This window comes from Psychrobacter sanguinis, from assembly GCF_020736705.1.
Lineage (GTDB): Bacteria > Pseudomonadota > Gammaproteobacteria > Pseudomonadales > Moraxellaceae > Psychrobacter > Psychrobacter sanguinis.
In genome coordinates, this window is sequence record NZ_CP085990.1 from 3222696 (window position 1) to 3239366 (window position 16671).

The 16671-nt window shown below is 40.4% G+C and carries 13 protein-coding genes and 1 tRNA gene; 8 read left to right on the top strand and 6 right to left on the bottom strand.

Annotated features, from left to right (window positions below; all coding sequences use genetic code 11):
- Window positions 1-15: 15 nt before the first annotated feature.
- Window positions 16-1125 (bottom strand): hypothetical protein, encoded by a 1110-nt coding sequence (locus tag LK453_RS13565; RefSeq protein WP_201538447.1) that lies wholly within the window; start codon window positions 1123-1125, stop codon window positions 16-18.
- Window positions 1126-1538: 413 nt separating this feature from the next.
- Window positions 1539-1736, bottom strand: a complete 198-nt coding sequence (locus tag LK453_RS14420; RefSeq protein ID WP_406947784.1) for a hypothetical protein — start codon at window positions 1734-1736, stop codon at window positions 1539-1541.
- A 238-nt stretch (window positions 1737-1974) separates the two neighbouring features.
- Here LK453_RS14420 and nirK point away from each other — a divergent pair, with 238 nt between their 5' ends.
- The 4 genes from nirK (at window position 1975) to LK453_RS13590 (ending at window position 5505) form a co-directional block, all read left to right on the top strand.
- Window positions 1975-3504, top strand: coding sequence for a copper-containing nitrite reductase (gene nirK, locus LK453_RS13575; RefSeq protein WP_227674337.1), 1530 nt, complete (start codon window positions 1975-1977; stop codon window positions 3502-3504).
- A 203-nt stretch (window positions 3505-3707) separates the two neighbouring features.
- On the top strand, window positions 3708-4553 hold the full coding sequence (locus LK453_RS13580; protein ID WP_265088883.1) for a formylglycine-generating enzyme family protein: 846 nt from the start codon (window positions 3708-3710) through the stop codon (window positions 4551-4553).
- Between the two features lie 37 nt (window positions 4554-4590).
- Window positions 4591-5340: an SCO family protein gene (locus LK453_RS13585; RefSeq protein ID WP_201538443.1), complete on the top strand. Its 750-nt coding sequence runs from the start codon at window positions 4591-4593 to the stop codon at window positions 5338-5340.
- Between the two features lie 88 nt (window positions 5341-5428).
- Window positions 5429-5505 (top strand) — tRNA-Val (locus tag LK453_RS13590).
- A gap of 183 nt (window positions 5506-5688) precedes the next feature.
- Here LK453_RS13590 and LK453_RS13595 read toward each other — a convergent pair.
- Window positions 5689-5934 (bottom strand): helix-turn-helix domain-containing protein, encoded by a 246-nt coding sequence (locus LK453_RS13595; protein WP_201541547.1) that lies wholly within the window; start codon window positions 5932-5934, stop codon window positions 5689-5691.
- Window positions 5935-6050: 116 nt separating this feature from the next.
- Between LK453_RS13595 and LK453_RS13600 the strand changes: the two genes are divergently transcribed.
- From LK453_RS13600 to LK453_RS13615, 4 genes are read left to right on the top strand one after another with little or no spacing between them, the layout of a single operon-like run.
- Entirely contained in the window at window positions 6051-6266 is a 216-nt protein-coding gene (locus LK453_RS13600) for a hypothetical protein (RefSeq protein ID WP_007393965.1), read from the top strand.
- 10 nt (window positions 6267-6276) lie between these two features.
- Window positions 6277-7482, top strand: coding sequence for an Arm DNA-binding domain-containing protein (locus LK453_RS13605; protein ID WP_201541549.1), 1206 nt, complete (start codon window positions 6277-6279; stop codon window positions 7480-7482).
- A complete protein-coding gene (locus tag LK453_RS13610) occupies window positions 7469-7759 on the top strand; it encodes a hypothetical protein (RefSeq protein WP_201541551.1) in 291 nt (96 codons plus the stop codon). The genes LK453_RS13605 and LK453_RS13610 overlap by 14 nt, the downstream gene beginning before the upstream one ends.
- 10 nt (window positions 7760-7769) lie before the next feature.
- The gene (locus tag LK453_RS13615; protein ID WP_201541553.1) at window positions 7770-8087 is read left to right on the top strand and encodes a hypothetical protein; all 318 of its coding nucleotides are present in this window, start codon (window positions 7770-7772) and stop codon (window positions 8085-8087) included.
- A 143-nt stretch (window positions 8088-8230) separates the two neighbouring features.
- Here LK453_RS13615 and brxL read toward each other — a convergent pair whose 3' ends face one another.
- The 3 genes from brxL to pglX are packed head-to-tail and all read right to left on the bottom strand — an operon-like array spanning window position 8231 to window position 16625.
- Window positions 8231-10297, bottom strand: a complete 2067-nt coding sequence (brxL, locus tag LK453_RS13620; RefSeq protein WP_201541555.1) for a protease Lon-related BREX system protein BrxL — start codon at window positions 10295-10297, stop codon at window positions 8231-8233.
- Window positions 10298-10315: 18 nt separating this feature from the next.
- Window positions 10316-12976 carry a BREX-1 system phosphatase PglZ type A gene (gene pglZ / locus LK453_RS13625; protein WP_201541557.1) on the bottom strand — a complete coding sequence of 887 codons (2661 nt, stop codon included), beginning with the start codon at window positions 12974-12976 and terminating at the stop codon, window positions 10316-10318.
- Window positions 12966-16625 (bottom strand): BREX-1 system adenine-specific DNA-methyltransferase PglX, encoded by a 3660-nt coding sequence (gene pglX / locus LK453_RS13630; RefSeq protein WP_201541559.1) that lies wholly within the window; start codon window positions 16623-16625, stop codon window positions 12966-12968. The genes pglZ and pglX overlap by 11 nt, the downstream gene beginning before the upstream one ends.
- Window positions 16626-16671 lie beyond the last annotated feature (46 nt).

Consider the following 16671-nt stretch of genomic DNA (forward strand, 5'->3'; position numbering starts at 1 on the left):
TATTTTAGGGGATAGTTACACTAACCCTGCATCAATATAATCATAATTACTACCGCCAGCAATTAAATCATCAAACTTACTCCCTACTAAAAACGCGGAAGAGCCATAATGACTAGACGTTGTTGTCGCATAATCTTCAACCCACGTAGTACTTCTAGCTACAGCGGATAATTCAGCCACCACTACAGTGCTGTCCATTTTAGTGTCTTCATAAAAAGAGGAGTCGATAACTCTTGATATAGCATCAGTAGCTACCCCTTGATTATGGGCAAACCATCCTGTTGCTACGTTTAGTAGTGAAAAAGGGCTTAAATTCCAAATAAGCGGCGACGCATACACATCATTAAATAAAACGAAATTATCAACAGAGCTGCTAAATTCTTTATCTGGGTTAATTAAACCAAAGTCTGTGGCCTGTAATGCACCAACAAAGCTCGTCTCATCACCGGTGATGCGATGTACCACATCGTTTTCGTAACCGACATTTAGCACCACATCAGAATTATCATAAATCGTTGGCACAGCAAAGGCTAGATAATCCGAATCCTTAAAGAACCCATCTGCTAAATTCTCACGTTCAGCGGCCAATACATTAGCCACTGCAGCCCCTAAACTATAGCCACTTATTACGACATCGCTACCTTGAAGACCATTGCTTTCAGCAAACTGTTGGACTACTTTAAGAATAGGATCAAACAGCTCAACACCTTCACGGCTATTGAGGTTGGTATAGTCAATAAGATCTGCTAAGCCATTGGTACCTGCGGCATCAAAGTTAATACGAACCAAATCGCCCGCTTCATTATATTGACCAAAGATTTTAGCTTGAGGACCTTCGAAGACAGTCCCTAAAAAAAAGCTAGGAATGGTAAAAAATCCTGAATTATCTACAGAATCTGGACTGAGACCTAAATCAGTAGCGGTTAATTCTGTCCACCCATCAGGAATACGCAGGTTAACCTCACTGGCCAATAAATCACCAGTTAGGCTACCTACTGTGTTAAGCACATCAACACCAGGTATAAATCCCCCAATTTTGAATGAATTAGTATATGCAGATAGTAGACTGATATCTTCTACCAGCTTTGCAGCTTCGTTGCTTGAGTAATTTTTATAATCGAACATGCCCATTTTTTAGCCCTTTTTGAGATTTGAATTCTAGGATTTTTTTTCGATATTGGTGCTAATTTTACGTTTAGAGATTAAGCAATGAAATGCTAGCAACTATATAAAAAAGAGATAAATCAAAACGTTATGATCTTATATAGAGACCAATTAATAATTTTGCTAATAATCATTAACCTCTATGAGTATGCCTTACAAAAATGACATTATGAATAAAAATTGAAAAATAAATCAAAAAAACCCTAATATAATCAAGGGATTAGGAGTTATTATAGATAAAATAAGGGCTAGAATTTCTTGGAATACGTTGCGTTAGGACAGGTATTTTTCACCCGCAATCGCAGTCATCATCCCCAGATGTATTACTCTCTAATTTAAAGACATCTAACAATTGTAAACCAGAGCAAACTGCCTCAATTGATCTCATCTACGTACATGTTTTGAATATGATGTAAGTAATTATAGAAACTTGAATAACACATATGGGCGTGAGTCTTTGTCTCCTCTTTTGCATTACTGACTGCATGCTTAAAGGCAATCATTGCTTGTTGCCAATAATGGGCTTGTTCCTGTTTACAAGCACTTATTTTATAAACACTTATTTTATTAATAAGTCCTTATTCTATTTTTCAGTCTGTATCCTAGCTTCTTACTGTATTTTGGATTTATCACTCTTTATATTAGCCCTTATATTTCATGCCAATTATTACGATTACTTTTAACTCATCAGTATAGAAAAAATAAGCAGAACTAAATAAAAAGAGTCGCATAACCTTAAACATTCATTTAAAGTGAATGTATAGAAAGATCAGTTTCCATATCGGATTAACCTACTTTCTGGAGGATAATATGCTTATCTCAACCTTAAGAACATTGCCCAAAAATGCCCCTTCTTATTCTAAGCTAGCACTAGCTTGCTTGTTTGCTATTACCTCCGGTCTGATTGGGTGCGATAAATCAACGCCTGAAAACTCGGCACCTGACAGTAATGAAAGCACTGCCACAACTACTAGCGGAACCAAAGACTCTAACTCTAATACCCAACAAGGTGAGTTACCCGTTATAGACGCTATCTTAACCTCAGCACCTCAAGTCCCTCCTCCAACCAATAGAGACTATCCTGCCAAAGTTGTGGTCAAAATGGAGACTGTGGAAAAAGTAATGCGCTTAGCTGATGGGGTTGAATATAACTTCTGGACTTTTAATGGCTCGGTGCCTGGTAGCTTTATTCGTGTCCGTGAAGGTGATGAAGTTGAGTTCCATCTGTCTAATCATCCAGATTCCAAAATGCCGCATAATATCGATTTACACGCGGTAACGGGACCCGGTGGTGGCGCCGCTTCATCTTTCACTTCTCCTGGTCATACTTCAGAGTTTAACTTTACTGCCCTAAAGCCTGGTCTGTACGTTTACCACTGCGCCGTTGCGCCCGTAGGAATGCACATTGCCAACGGTATGTACGGTCTTATATTGGTTGAGCCTAAAGAAGGATTGCCAAAGGTCGATAAAGAATTCTACGTGATGCAAAGTGACTTCTATACCAAAGGCGACTATGGAGACAAAGGCTTACAACCCTTTGATATGGAAAAAGCAGTTAAAGAAGATGCGGACTATGTGGTTTTTAATGGCTCAGTCGGCTCTATGACCGGGGATAATGCCTTAAAAGCCAAAGTAGGGGAAACTGTGCGCCTATTCGTCGGTAATGGCGGGCCTAACTTAGTTTCATCGTTCCATGTCATCGGAGAGATTTTCGATAAAGTAAATATCGAGGGCGGTTTGTCTGAAAACCATAGTGTACAAACCACCTTAATACCAGCTGGGGGCGCGGCAATCACTCAATTTAAACTTGATGTACCTGGCGACTACGTGATAGTTGATCACTCAATCTTTCGAGCTTTTAACAAAGGCGCTCTCGGTATTCTTTCGGTAGAGGGTCCGGAAGATAAAAAAATCTATTCTGGAAAAGTCAGAGAACAAGTTTATCTACCTGAGGGGTCAGCGACACAAAGTATCGGCAAAAACGACACACCAAAACCAGAGGTTACTGCTAAAAACTTACAACAGCGCATTAAAATGGGCGAATCTGTCTATGCCAGTAACTGCGCAGCTTGCCATCAACCTAATGGCACTGGAATACCTAATGCCTTCCCTCCTTTGGCGAAGTCAGACTATCTAAATGCAGACCCCAATCGCGCCATCGACGCCATTCACAATGGTTTAAGCGGTAAGATTACGGTCAATGGTAAGGAGTACAATAGTGTCATGCCTGCGGTCGATTTGGACGATGAAAAGATCGCCAATGTGGTGACCTATATTATAAATAGCTGGGGTAACAAAGGCGGAGAAACTACCCCCTCACATGTGGCAGCTCGAAAGTAACCCAGATGGCCATTAGCTAATGCCCGTTTGCAGACTGCAACTGAGTAAAAATACAGTCACTATAAAAGCCACTAGGCCTAATACGGTATCAGGCTTGAGCTAAGCCTGATACCGAGTCCATATTAGATTGAATTAAGCTAATTTACTTCAAGCTAAGCGCCAACTGCCTGCTTTTATATACTCACAACCGAGTGAGAGCCATCATGATAATCAATATTATAGTCACCAAGTTCTCTACTTTACCACGCAGTTATATTAGATCGTTGCTACTGGCTTCAATGGGGATAACTCTTAGCTTTGTCTCTGGTATGGGTCTAATGATATCTACAGCACAAGCCAAAGAACTGACAATCGAGTCTGGGGTATACCGACCCTTATATTTGAGTAATAACTCCCCCCTTATCAAAGTAGACACATTCAAAATAGACGAGTTACCGGTTACCAATATCCAACTTTATAAATTCTCACAACAAAACCCAAAGTACCAAAAGCAAGCGATTGTGCCAATATTCGCCGACAAAGGCTATCTTAAGCACTGGTTGAAAGCCACAAAGGGTTATACGCCACAAATTGCTGACTTCCAAAAACCTGTGGTCAATGTGTCTTGGTATGTAGCCAACCAATATTGTCATGCCCAAAACAAGCGACTACCTACTGTAGAGCAATGGGAGTACGTGGCTCAAGCCTCTGAAACCCATAAAAATGGTAGCTTAGAACCCGGATACAATCAGAGCATTCTCGACTGGTACAGCAAGTCTGCTGGTAACAACCATCGGCTTGCCAAAGTGGGACAAAGCCCTGCTAACTATTGGGGAGTTAAAGACATGCACGGATTGATTTGGGAATGGACCGAGAATTTTAACAATAGTTTAGTAACGGGAGAATCACGCTCTGATAGCACCTTAAATCAGCAAATGTTTTGTGGCTCTGCTGCCATTGGCGCAGTTGACCCAAGTGATTATGCTGCCTTCATGCGCTATGGTTTTCGCTCAAGTTTAGAAGCGAAATATACCGTTAGCAGTCTGGGCTTTCGCTGTGCTCGCTATTAATTTAAGCAACCTCTTCTATTTTCATTAGGAATTTATTATGAAAACCAATCTCTCCCGTTCTGCCCCACTACTAATCTCCTATAAATTAGTGTCCTGTCTCTTTAAGACAGCCTTAGTAGCCAGTTTGTCTATTACTGCTATTGCTTGTAGTCAATCAGAATCCGATTCAGCTCAGTCAAAGCCTACGCCTATGTCACAAACTGAAGAACAGCATGAAGCTATGCACCATGAGGGCATGAACCATGACTCTATGACCCATGGAAATATGAACTCGAAAGAGCCTGCTGAAGCCTTGGGACAAGACTATTCTATTTATCAAGTCGGCGGAGAATGGACCGATCATAACGACAATAAACTTGAGCTTGAAACGTTAAAAGGTAAAAACCAAGTAGTTGTTATGGCCTATACCAGTTGTCAGCATACCTGCCCTATCCTGGTCCGTGGTATGAAACAAATTGAGAAAGGACTTACTGATGAAGCAAGAGCTGACACTGAGTTTTTATTGGTAACGTTAGACACAGCGCGTGATACCGTCCCAGTCATGAAAAATTATGCCGAACACAATGATTTAGGGAACCATTGGCACTTAATCCGTAGCACTGAGGCCAATACCCGTATGCTGGCCAATACCTTAAATATCAAATATCAGTTTACTGATAATGGCGATATTAATCACTCAAACTTACTTTCTATTTTGGACAAACAGGGTCGGTTGGTAGCCCAAGAAATTGGCGTCGCTGACAGCGGTCTTAACCCTCTTACTGATTATTTAAACACCCACAGTTAACTTTTGAGCGTTGACTCAGTTGGTAGATATTTTGTGTAAATAAAAGCTTGCAAAACCTAAAAAACTTGCTAAAATACATCACCTCAATAGGCGTATAGCTCAGTTGGTTAGAGCGCTACCTTGACATGGTAGAGGTCGCTAGTTCGAATCTAGTTACGCCTACCAAATTCGAAAGCCCCAATCTTTATGATTGGGGCTTTTTTTATGCCCGAAATATAAGGGCTGACACCCATTGCACCTCTTGTAACTATACATCGTTTTACTCTCTCTCTATAACTCGCAAAAAAACCGTGTGCCCAAATTGTGCCCAAGCTGTGCCTGCCCTAAAATTTCTAACTCATAAACCTCTTAACTTTGACCTCTACTCTTCTTTTTCAAATCCTGATCTTCTGCATCAGGAACATATTCAAATATATCTCCAACTTCAACTTCTAAAAACTCGCATAGCTTATCAATAGTATCGAAGTCGATTCTCGACGACTGGTCATTATATATTTTATGTAACGTTGTTTTGCTAATTCCTGTCGCCCGTACTGCATCCGCTACCTTTAGCCTTCTTTCCGCTAACAAAGTGGGTAAATGATTAACTATCACAGAAAAACTCCAATCTTAGTTGTAAAAAGTACTTGCATAGTTATAAAAATGTGATAAATTACAACTATGGTATTTAAAAGTACCATGATGATTAAACTTTATATAAGGAATGTATTATGTCACATACTTACTTAACAACCCAAGAGCTTTCTGAACGCATCAAGTACACCCCTCGTACGATTCGAAATGAGCTCAAAGACAGTGTTCTAATTGAAGGCATTCACTACATCAGACCATTCGGTGGTAGAAAAATCCTTTATGTTTGGGAAGAAATTGAAAAAGACATGCGTGTCGGCGTGTCCGGCAGCATCAACGCCATGGCATTACAATAAGGAGGCTATTATGGCTAGTATTAGAAGTAGGGGCAAAAAACTGTTTGTTGACTTTCGCTACTTAGGAGTCCGATGTCGCGAAACTACCAACCTGATTGACACCCCTGAAAACCGTAAGAAGTTGCAAAAGATAATTGAAAGAATGGAAGCCGAAATTGTTTTAGGTACTTTCAATTATGCTCAGTACTTCCCCAAGAGCGATAAAGCTCAGAAAATGATGGCTTTAAATGATCGTAAGGAGTGTATCTCAACAAACATGCCGTCATTCAAGCAGTTTGCAGAGCTATGGTTCTCAGAAAAAGAAATTGAATGGCGTGATACGTACAAACGCAAGATTAGAGAAATTATTGACATGTATCTCTTACCTGAATTTCAGGAAAGACCCATCGATACAATTAAAAAGACAGAGGTATTAGCCTTCCGCTCAGCACTCGCCAAAGTAACGCGCGGAAAAGCTAAAAAACCTCTGTCAGCGGCACGCATCAATTCGATAATGGTACCTCTAGGTATGATACTAAAAGAAGCTGCTAAACGCTACAAGTTTGATAATCCGTATGATGATATTAAGTCTCTGAAGGAGCCAAAAGCCAGTATTCAGCCTTTCACGTTAGATGAGGTTTGGAAGTTTATTAATGGGGTTAGGGAGGACTATCGAAACTACTATCTTGTGCGCTTTTTCACAGGTATGAGAACCAGCGAAATCGATGGTCTCACTTGGGAAAATATTGACTTTAATCGCCGTGAGATTGTTATCAATCAGGCTTTGGTTAAAGGTAAGATCGTTCCACCTAAAACCCAAGAGTCATATAGAGCCATTCAAATGTCTCCATGGGTTTATGATGCATTAAAAGAGCAGCAGAAAGTCACTTATAAGCGTTCTGAGTATGTCTTTTGTTCTCACACTGGTGAGCCATTTGACTACAACAATGTGAATAAACGAGTTTGGCATCCTACTCTTAAGGCGCTAGGTCTTAAAAAGCGCAATGCTTATCAAACTAGGCATACTGCTGCAACACTCTGGTTAGCCGCTGGTGAAAGCCCTGAGTGGATTGCGTATCAGATGGGCCATTCAACCACCAAAATGCTGTTCAATACTTACAGTCGCTACGTGCCTAATATGACTCGTCAAGATGGTAGCGCTTTTGAAGCACTGGTAAATCGCAGTCAAATGCAATTAGTAAAGGCTAATCAGGAGGTTGAGCATGAAGATGATTAACTATCAAGAGCTACTATCCCAACATAAACCCAAAGGTCATATTAGTGATGATGCAAACCATATTGCTAACACTCTTATTCGTGATAAGTGTATTCAAACTGGCAGTACATTATCGAGATTCCTTGGTGTTGATAACTGCTTTAACAACCATATGGCAATTCGTATATGGGTTCAATCCAGACTAGACGCTCAAGAGTCCTATGTACTGGATGAAATGTGCATGCAGCTAGGGTATGAGCTTTATGACTTACTTCATGGCCCTGGCTATCAATTCTAAGGAAAGCATTATGAGTTTAAAACTACAACCTAATATGACGCAAAGTGCTCTTGATCTTCAAATATGTGAGGATTACTGGGCTTATGACAACAAATCTGATTATATTGCACACGTTGAAGCGCTCTGTCGTAAGTATGGCATTAGTACTCAGAAACTGTTCAAAGAGGTAGGCCAGTGTTTCGCCTATTTGGATGATGTGCGCTGTGCCTGTTGTGGCTATGTCTGTCCTGTACAACATCCTGCAGATATCCCCTACTTCCGCTGTAAGTCGAATTGGATTTGTGGCGTTTGCGAATACGACATGCAGCAGGCGTATTATAGCCGGTAGAGTGCTACCTGTTAGTTGTTAGAAAGCCAGATGGTTAAGACCGTCTGGCTTTTTTGTTCATATATTAGATTATTCTATATGGGTAACATTGCTACCACACAGATTAAGGCTTAGTAAACTCTATAACAAATAAGGCTGTTGGCTTACTGGACCCCTAAAGCCTTATAAACCGCATCAACAGGGTCAGCATAAAAGCTAATTTGAAACTTTGAGAATAGCTCTGCAGGCACTGTAGGTATATCAGAGGCTGAAGCCATTGGAATAATCACTCGTTTAGCACCACTATCCATTGCTAACTGTAGGCTCTCTGCTAGGTTTTGAACAGGATTTATAACCCCGCCCAATGTCATATCACCAAGCACTACCATTTGTTCTTGCGTAGAACGTCCCATCAATATAGAACAGAAAGCTATTAAGGCCGCTAAGGAAGTATGAGTACTAGGGCCCGTATTATGTAGCTCAACCACGTGCAAACTAAACTCATGGTCAGAAAACTTAGAAGATGCACTGATACGTTTTAGATTACCCTTAAAGTAGTCAAAAGCAATTCGAATGGCTTCTTTGGCAGCGCTATTAGACCCCAAGCCTGAAACAGAGTACTTACCAGAGCCTGGCATCATTTGGGTTTCATAACGATAAAGCCCTAACTGCCCATTGGCACCCTGAGCAACTAAATGTACAACGCCTGGTCTTGGTACACCTTCAGATATAAGCGAGCTGCCCCCTTGCTCTGGCACACTTACAAAGAACTCTTCAAGCGTTTCATTATCAATATAACTAAAGTGAACATCATAAAACTCCATGCCACCAAGCTTCTTGAGTTGCTCTTTGATCCGGCGTCTTGTAATCAATGCATATACTAAGCAATTACGCACATCTTCTTTACCATAATTACTATCAGGGTGAAGCAATTTTAGTAATCCTGATACAGTGCGTTTAACGGCAATAACATCCCTTTGGTTTAAGTTATTACCTAGCTTAAAGTACTTATCAATAGCATCAGAGAAGCCGTATTTACGCATCTCTCGCATGTATTCAGATAAATAGTCTGTTATTAGACCATAATTATTGGTAAAAAATTCAGGACGCATTTTAGGGATTTCCCACCCAGGTATATAGCAGTGGAAACGATCAAAAAATGCAGTGTCAATCATTGCATCAGGGAAAGGAGCTAGAAGATGACTGGTCTTAACTAGTGTTTCTACACTTTGGTTAATATTCCCAATGAAAACCATTGAGGCTTTGGCTTCGATAGAATCACGGCCTCTAGCAAATGATCCAGAAGCCATATAATCCTTCATAATCTGAACACCGTCTTTATCTTTGAATCTTATGCCTGCTACCTCATCAAAAGCGACTATGTCCCACATGCCCACAAGTCCTACTTGCTTTGAACTCATGTTATAAAATAGGTTAGCTACTGTCGTCTGACCACCCGATACCAATAATGAGTTAGGTGAGCACTCTTTATATACGTGGCTCTTACCAGTACCTCGGGGGCCAAGCTCACAGACATTATAGTTATTCTCTACAAAAGGAATCATGCGTGCAATAAGATGCCATTTAACCGATTCTTTTAAATTTGTTGGCTCCATGCCTACCGATCGTAGAATCACATCCATCCATTGTTCAGTCGTGAAATACTGTCTCGCTGAGAATATTTCGTCCATATTCATCGATGGCATCTGAATTGGCTTAAGATTCATTATTGAAAAAGGAGAGATTTTTTGGCCTTCCTCAAAAAAATATTGCACGGTAATAATGCACCAAATACCACCTGTTAGCAGCTTTTCATTTTCCTTAACAATTTTAGAGGGAACCAAGGCATCACTAATTCCTAAGTTTGAAAGCGCCGCTTCATAAACGTCTTTGCGCTGATTTAATTTCACACTGACTTTATCAATGATTTTGAATGTACCGCGCTCTCGAATTAGGGATTTAATTTTCTCAGCTTCGTCCGGTCTGACATAGTTCTCAGCCAGTATTTTCTTGACGTTCTCAAGCCCTCTCATCACTATGTCATCATCATCGGAGGCACAGTACATACCCAGCAAATACTCTAGTACATAAACAGGGACGTTAGCGCCTTCCTTTAACTTTTTAGTTAAATCCTTTCGGACTACTCTACCTTTAAAATGCTGGTTTAATAAGCCATCTAGATCAGTGCTATCCGTCTCATTGCTGGCAAGTGAGTCATACCCTTCAGTCATATTTATATCCAAATCTTTTTAGAAAAATTCATCTTGAATAGCAAGGTCGATAGTCACATCATAGCGTGCATATTCGGTATTAGTATCTGCGTCTAGCAACACTAACGTATATTTATCATTACGATTAAAGTTAGATCCGATCAGGCTCAAGGTTGCCTCTTGCCTACGCTCATCCATGTTACTACTTGAGCTACCGAAGACTAGCGTTTCTTTACTAGATACCTCTAACCCCTTTGTATCAATAATATAGACATATAGTTTTCTTGGATTGTGCTCGGAATCTACTGCATCCGTCTGGATAAATGCAACTTTATCAATATTATTCACAAATTTAATAGACTGCTTAGCAGAAATAACCCCTACTGGCGTTTTTTCATATTTTGCAACTTGCTCTTTGGGTAACTCACGTACTGTAATGATTGGCACGCATATCTCTTGTAACATTGCTCCGCCATGCACAAACTGAGCACCACCAGAAAAATGAAATCTTTGAGATGATTTAGGTATGATAAATTCAACTTCTTTACCTTCACCTATAGCCCCATTTGCAGTGTTAGATATTTTACCTTTCCAGTGTGGGTCGTTAGATCTCAAGTCTCTTCCGACGATATAACGCTTTTTATTTTCATTGGTCATGGCACTTTGAACATCGATGCCGGTCTTATCTGTGGTCGTTAGCTTTTTATTTTGAAATAAAAAGCCATGATCTGCGGTGATAATAACTCGACTACCGTTCAGCCTATTAATAACACGGCCTACTAAGCTCTTAAGCTCGTTAATAGCATCACGACAGGCTTCGAAAGTCTTATGCTCTGATCCTTGCTTATCCCCTATGGCATCAATAGTGTCATGGTAAATGTAAACGACACTGGCATTGCGTACTTTCTCTCGGCCTTCTTCATTATTCCAATTCATCAGATCTTTGGAGCTTACTGCCACCCCGCCCACACTCTGCAGTATTTTATCTCGCTGACTTAAGCCCTGAGAGGATACATCATCTACATATACAGCGGAGTTGCCCTTATCGTCGTAGTATAAGCTCTTATGTGGCAACAAGGATGCCATACCAAGTTGTGTATAGCTTGGCAACACGCCTAGCTGAGTCGATAAATCAGATTTAAAGCGTTTCTCATTATTAATGATTGAATCAAGCTCATGTGCTATCTCATATCTAAATGCATCTGAGATAATAACGAAAACTCGCTTGATTTGTGTCCCCATTAATATCGACTGAACCTGTTGATTATAAAAATTATATTGGTTTGGTATATTGTCAATCTTCCAATGTTCTAAAAGATTTTCATCATCCAAATGTTTATCCCAGGCCAGGCCGAGCTCATGTAGGTACCAGTTAATGTATAAGTTTTCAACTTCCTCTTTTAAGTTCCGAAGAATCTCCCAACCTTTACTCAAAGTAAAGTTCACTTTTTCGCTAAATAAGCGATAGGCTTGGTCAAACTTATATAAACTACTTTCATAGGCGCTATACATTTCTTTGGCGCTAGCAAAATTAAAGCCGCCTGCATACTCACTGCGTAACTGCATTAATTCTTTGGCGCTACTTAGTGCACTATAAATAGATTCGTAGTCTGTCTTCAGTTTGGCCCAATAACCAAACGAGCGACGTGACACGATGGCATCAAATTGTGCAGATTCAATATCACTGCTGTTTTCAATTAGGCTGTTTACTAGACCAATGATAATATTTTGTTCTATCTCTTCAAACGTCTGACAGTCCACCATTTGTTCCGGTTTATAGCTCGCACTCTTCGCTTTAATCTGTAGCTTATGGGCTAATATACTGGATATTTGTGCATAGCTGTCTGCATAGGTTCTGCTGTCTCGCCAACTACTCATAAAGGCCATAGCATTAGCTTGACCAACGCCAGTCTGCAGTAAGTTTTTACTTAACCAGTCTTTATCATCTGCGCTGATCTGACGTGAGTAATCAGTACAAAATAGCTTAAAAACAAAGTCTTCTAAAGATGGTTCAGGCGTAGGGTAGCCATAAGCTCTTTCCAACAGAGTCCATAGAGAATCACTCAGCTCATACTTGCTCAGTGCTTTCCATAAAGAAGACTCTTCTATGACTGTACTGATATTCTGGGCATAATCACTCAAAAGCGTTAATAAAATACTATCAAGTTCAGCTGAGTCGGAGCTTACAGTTACAGCAAGCATTTTGCGGTCTAAACTTAACTCATCCTCGTTTTCTGTTACCCATTTTTTCAGACTGGCTATACGCTTTTTACTTGCAAAAAAAGCATTACGCTTTTTGACATGCTCTCTAAGTGACATTTTGGGAATACCAAGCTCATTGAGTAGCATTGAACTTCTATCAGCAAAAAATGTTTCGCCGTATAACCTTATGTCTAGCATCCAATCTTGCTCAGGCGCTGGCTCGTTTTCAGAAAAATATAATAAAAACTTCTGATTAGGCTCATCAAATTCTATTTTCTTTTTGGTCTCCAATATAGACTCATCAGCCATTTTAAGTATGGTCAGATTATCAGGCAGTAGCTCTATACCTTGTAGCTTATCCTCTTTATTTTCATCGGTTAAAGAACTGATAATGTTATCAATATCTTCTTGAAAGCTATGTTCAGCGTCATGCCAGAATACAATTCTACTTTGTTCAAGCTTGGCACTAAGCCCCTGAATCAGCTCATTAATTTGCATCAATCATCTCCGGATTTTTACCCGTAATCTTTTTAACATCAGAGATCAAGTCACCAAACTTGCCGTAGTTCTCTTTAACCCCATCATCTAGGTCTATTGATATTCGCATATCTGCATAATGCTTGAGCTTATCGTCAAACTCACGTAGCTCGCTGTGTTTCTTATTAATAGACTTAAGTTCTTTCTCAAAGCGCTTTTTATCTTGGGTCGTCTCAGCCATATCGAACTGCTTCTCTAACTGCTGAGCGTATGCTTCATATTTACCCAGTAGTGGCGTGACATATTCGGTACGCATACGAGATAAGGTGCTCTCGTTGTAGCGATGTAAGTACACCAAACATTCAAAGGCTTTTTCTTTGCCTGAGCTAAATAGCCAGTAAATAGGTCTGTTTTTGTAAGTCTGCATGTGATCTTTGTAGAACTTGGTCGATAGATAACGACGGATGGTTTCTACTGAGGTTTCTGACTTTCTAGGTGGGATCGCGTCTAGACATAACGAGTCTGCAATAAACTGTAGATTCTCAGTTAAGTTCTCTTCACCCCAAACTGCCTTAACGAACTCAACAACTCGGTTGCAGGCATCATCTTTGAACCACTCATCGTCCATTATAGGAACAATACCGTCGCTGTCTGCTGGGAAGGTCTTATATAGACTGCTATCAAAGCCTTCGTTACCCTCATGAGCATACACTAAGCTTTCTTGGTCTAGTGAGTAGCGTCCCATTGTGCAGCCTATCGTATAAGAAACTAATTCGGTAATGGTGTCTGATCTAAAACGGGCGCTGCGTTCTTGCTCAGTGCCTTTAATGCCGTAGCGATAGGCAGGATTGACCGTAAGTGTGATTTGTTGAATCGGCACTTCTGGCGTGAGTTCATCTTGCAGGCCATAGGCCTCGATAAAAATTCGGTTATTTTCTTCTTCCAAACGCTGCATCTCGACAATAGTTTCTTGGTTTTGGCTGATCCAAGTGGTGTAGCTGGATTCTAGGGTTGGGGCCTGTTCAGAAACATTGGATAGCAAGGGGAAAGATTGGAAATCCCATGAGCGTTCGTAGGCGTCCCAGTCTAGCTTAGCAAGCGAAACTAAATTACTAATAATATTAGAAATTTTTGATTCGTATACACTCAAATTATTATGTAAAGGTAATGCTAAAATATTTTCGACTTGATAATTTAAAGTTGGATTGGACGCATCAAGAAGTTTTTTACCAAGACATGAGCACATCAAAGCAAGAATAATATTATGCCATCGTTCATCTTCTGGAAAAGCACTTGACCCTGCTACATCCCAAACAAACCCTACTGGACAATGTCGAGCCGCAAAAAATGAGGAGCTAATAAATGTCCAAGTCACACATGGTTTTAAATAGTAATCTGAGTTTTGCGTTCTTGAACGAGTCAAATCACGCCCTTGATTTGACCAATTCAAAACAAATTCATTGTTTCCGTACCACTTTCGTAAGTCCCCACCTTTATTGTAAGGAACCCAGTACATTAATGATTTATTAACATCATCCATATTATCAAAGCCGATTGCTAACCCTTTAAACTTAGGTTCATACCATCGTCTTAAAAAAGTATTGTTATCACCAGTAATCATGCCTTGCAGTGAATGGGCTATTGATTCAAGTAGCCTTGAGTTCTCGTAGATATTACGAAATTTACCACTGAGCCAATAAGCTACTGGGCTGCCTGGGATTACTGCAAAATCATCTGAAATAACATTGTTTAATCTATCATTCTTTACTGGTAATTCAAACGGTATTTCAATCTCATTAAGATCACTATTAGAAACATATGAATAGGATGAGATATAACTCTTGATATGAGTATTTCTAAAAACAGTTGCATTTGTGCCGAATGCAATTTTCATTACTCCATTGCCCATATGTACCATTGAGTGAATAGTACTTTGAGCTAAGAGCTTTAGTCTCATTTTTTCATAGCTAGATAAAAACATCCAAGACTGCATCGTTACCATAGAGTTAAAACCGTGAATTTTTAACCATAAAAAACCTCGCTCTATAAACATGGCAAACAAATCTGATTTACTATCAGGAAATTTGTTTTTAGCAAATTCTTTCAATTCACTATTCATACCCTTACTACCCATATAGGGAGGATTGGCAACAACTGCATCATATCGAATAGACAGAATCAGCGCCTGATGCACCACATCGATAATCTCACTCACCGCAGCACGCTGTATTGAGTCTCCCTGCTCTGCAAGCTTACGCAAACTCTCATAAAGCTCTTTTAGCGCTTCATGCTCTTTTGCTGGTACCTCAATCAAAGAACCAAACGTTTTGGCTTGTTTAAAGCGTTCGATATTACGCTGTAGCAGCTGATAACGGTTGTCAGCCTCAAATGAGCTTAAATCCAGATCTCCACCAAACATGTCTTGTACTTGACCACTGGCGAACTCACCCGATAGGTTTAAGTCTTGCCACAGCTTTGGCAAGTCTAAATGGCCGGTCTCTTGTAAGGACAATACGTTTAGCTTAACCTCTCGACTAAAGACGCGTCTGTCATCTTGACGTGCCATCATCATCAGTGAGAAGCCTGATAACTGTGCCGCCCTATCATCTATATCTAAACCATATATATTGTTCTCTAATATGAGCTTAGGGATGTCTCTTGAGCGATAGCCACGCTCTTCGTAGATGGCTTTTAGTACGTTATAAGCTTCAATAAAAATATGCCCTGACCCACTTGCTGGGTCAAGTACCTTGATACTCTCTGGGTCTATTGACTCTGGGATGATAGCTTTTAACTGTTCATTGACCTCGTCTGTCTGCTCGGCAGGCTCAATGTAGTATTCCATTTCCTTTTTGATGGGTGAGTCAGGATAGGTTTGTAGCCAGTGACGACCCACTGAGTTTTGTACGAGGTATTTAACAATCCAGTTGGGGGTAAACAACTGGGTGGCGGCGGGTATATCTTCGCTTTTAACAACTTTACCGATAACTTCGTCTTTTTTATCTGAGATGTAGAACTGATACAGCCAACCAATGACTTCTACTTGCTGCCAGTCTTCCTCTGGAATACTATCCACCAGGCCACGAAGTATCGAGTCGGTACGAGTTAGGTTGTCGGGTAATAGCAGCTCTGTTTCATCATTAAGAGATTCAAATAAAAATGGCATGGCTTCATGTAGCTTGTGACACTGGCCCAACAGTAGCTCACGGTACAACTCTTCGTTTTTATCACCCTCAAGCATTAAGTCAATGATATGGTTTCGATCTAACCCCAGCTCTTCTGCGGCATCTTGGGCATAATCTAATATCTCAAATCGTGCGTCACCGCTTGGATGAGACAATACTCGAAAGCCATGACCTAGGTAGCCATGGATCTCCATATAACGAATAGCACATAGACGGTTAAACCAAGTATAGGCCACTTGTTCTACCAACTGCGCATAGCCTAATTGTTCACTTTTTTGAACCAAACGCTGTCTAGCTGGGGCAAGCTTACTATCAAAGTTGTTATCCTCAATTTGTAACACTGAACCTTGGACCAACGCCTCAACAACTTGCAGCTCGCCTTTCTTGTTTGCGCTAATGCCAAAAGTGTTCAATCGCTTGGCAACGGCATCCATAAATGCCACACGTGCTCTAGGGGCATAGTTCTTAATGTTACTGGTTTCCATGATTCTCTTCTTCTGTGTTATTTATTCGAGTGATGAGATATAGAGG

What these genes read in the sequence shown, in the direction of transcription:
- LK453_RS13565 (WP_201538447.1), bottom strand. Translation starts at nt 1,125, where the DNA reads ATGTTCGATTATAAAAATTACTCAAGCAACGAAGCTGCAAAGCTGGTA.
- nirK (WP_227674337.1), top strand. Translation starts at nt 1,975, where the DNA reads ATGCTTATCTCAACCTTAAGAACATTGCCCAAAAATGCCCCTTCTTAT.
- LK453_RS13580 (WP_265088883.1), top strand. Translation starts at nt 3,708, where the DNA reads ATGATAATCAATATTATAGTCACCAAGTTCTCTACTTTACCACGCAGT.
- LK453_RS13585 (WP_201538443.1), top strand. Translation starts at nt 4,591, where the DNA reads ATGAAAACCAATCTCTCCCGTTCTGCCCCACTACTAATCTCCTATAAA.
- LK453_RS13600 (WP_007393965.1), top strand. Translation starts at nt 6,051, where the DNA reads ATGTCACATACTTACTTAACAACCCAAGAGCTTTCTGAACGCATCAAG.
- LK453_RS13605 (WP_201541549.1), top strand. Translation starts at nt 6,277, where the DNA reads ATGGCTAGTATTAGAAGTAGGGGCAAAAAACTGTTTGTTGACTTTCGC.
- LK453_RS13610 (WP_201541551.1), top strand. Translation starts at nt 7,469, where the DNA reads ATGAAGATGATTAACTATCAAGAGCTACTATCCCAACATAAACCCAAA.
- LK453_RS13615 (WP_201541553.1), top strand. Translation starts at nt 7,770, where the DNA reads ATGAGTTTAAAACTACAACCTAATATGACGCAAAGTGCTCTTGATCTT.
- brxL (WP_201541555.1), bottom strand. Translation starts at nt 10,297, where the DNA reads ATGACTGAAGGGTATGACTCACTTGCCAGCAATGAGACGGATAGCACT.
- pglZ (WP_201541557.1), bottom strand. Translation starts at nt 12,976, where the DNA reads ATGCAAATTAATGAGCTGATTCAGGGGCTTAGTGCCAAGCTTGAACAA.
- pglX (WP_201541559.1), bottom strand. Translation starts at nt 16,625, where the DNA reads ATGGAAACCAGTAACATTAAGAACTATGCCCCTAGAGCACGTGTGGCA.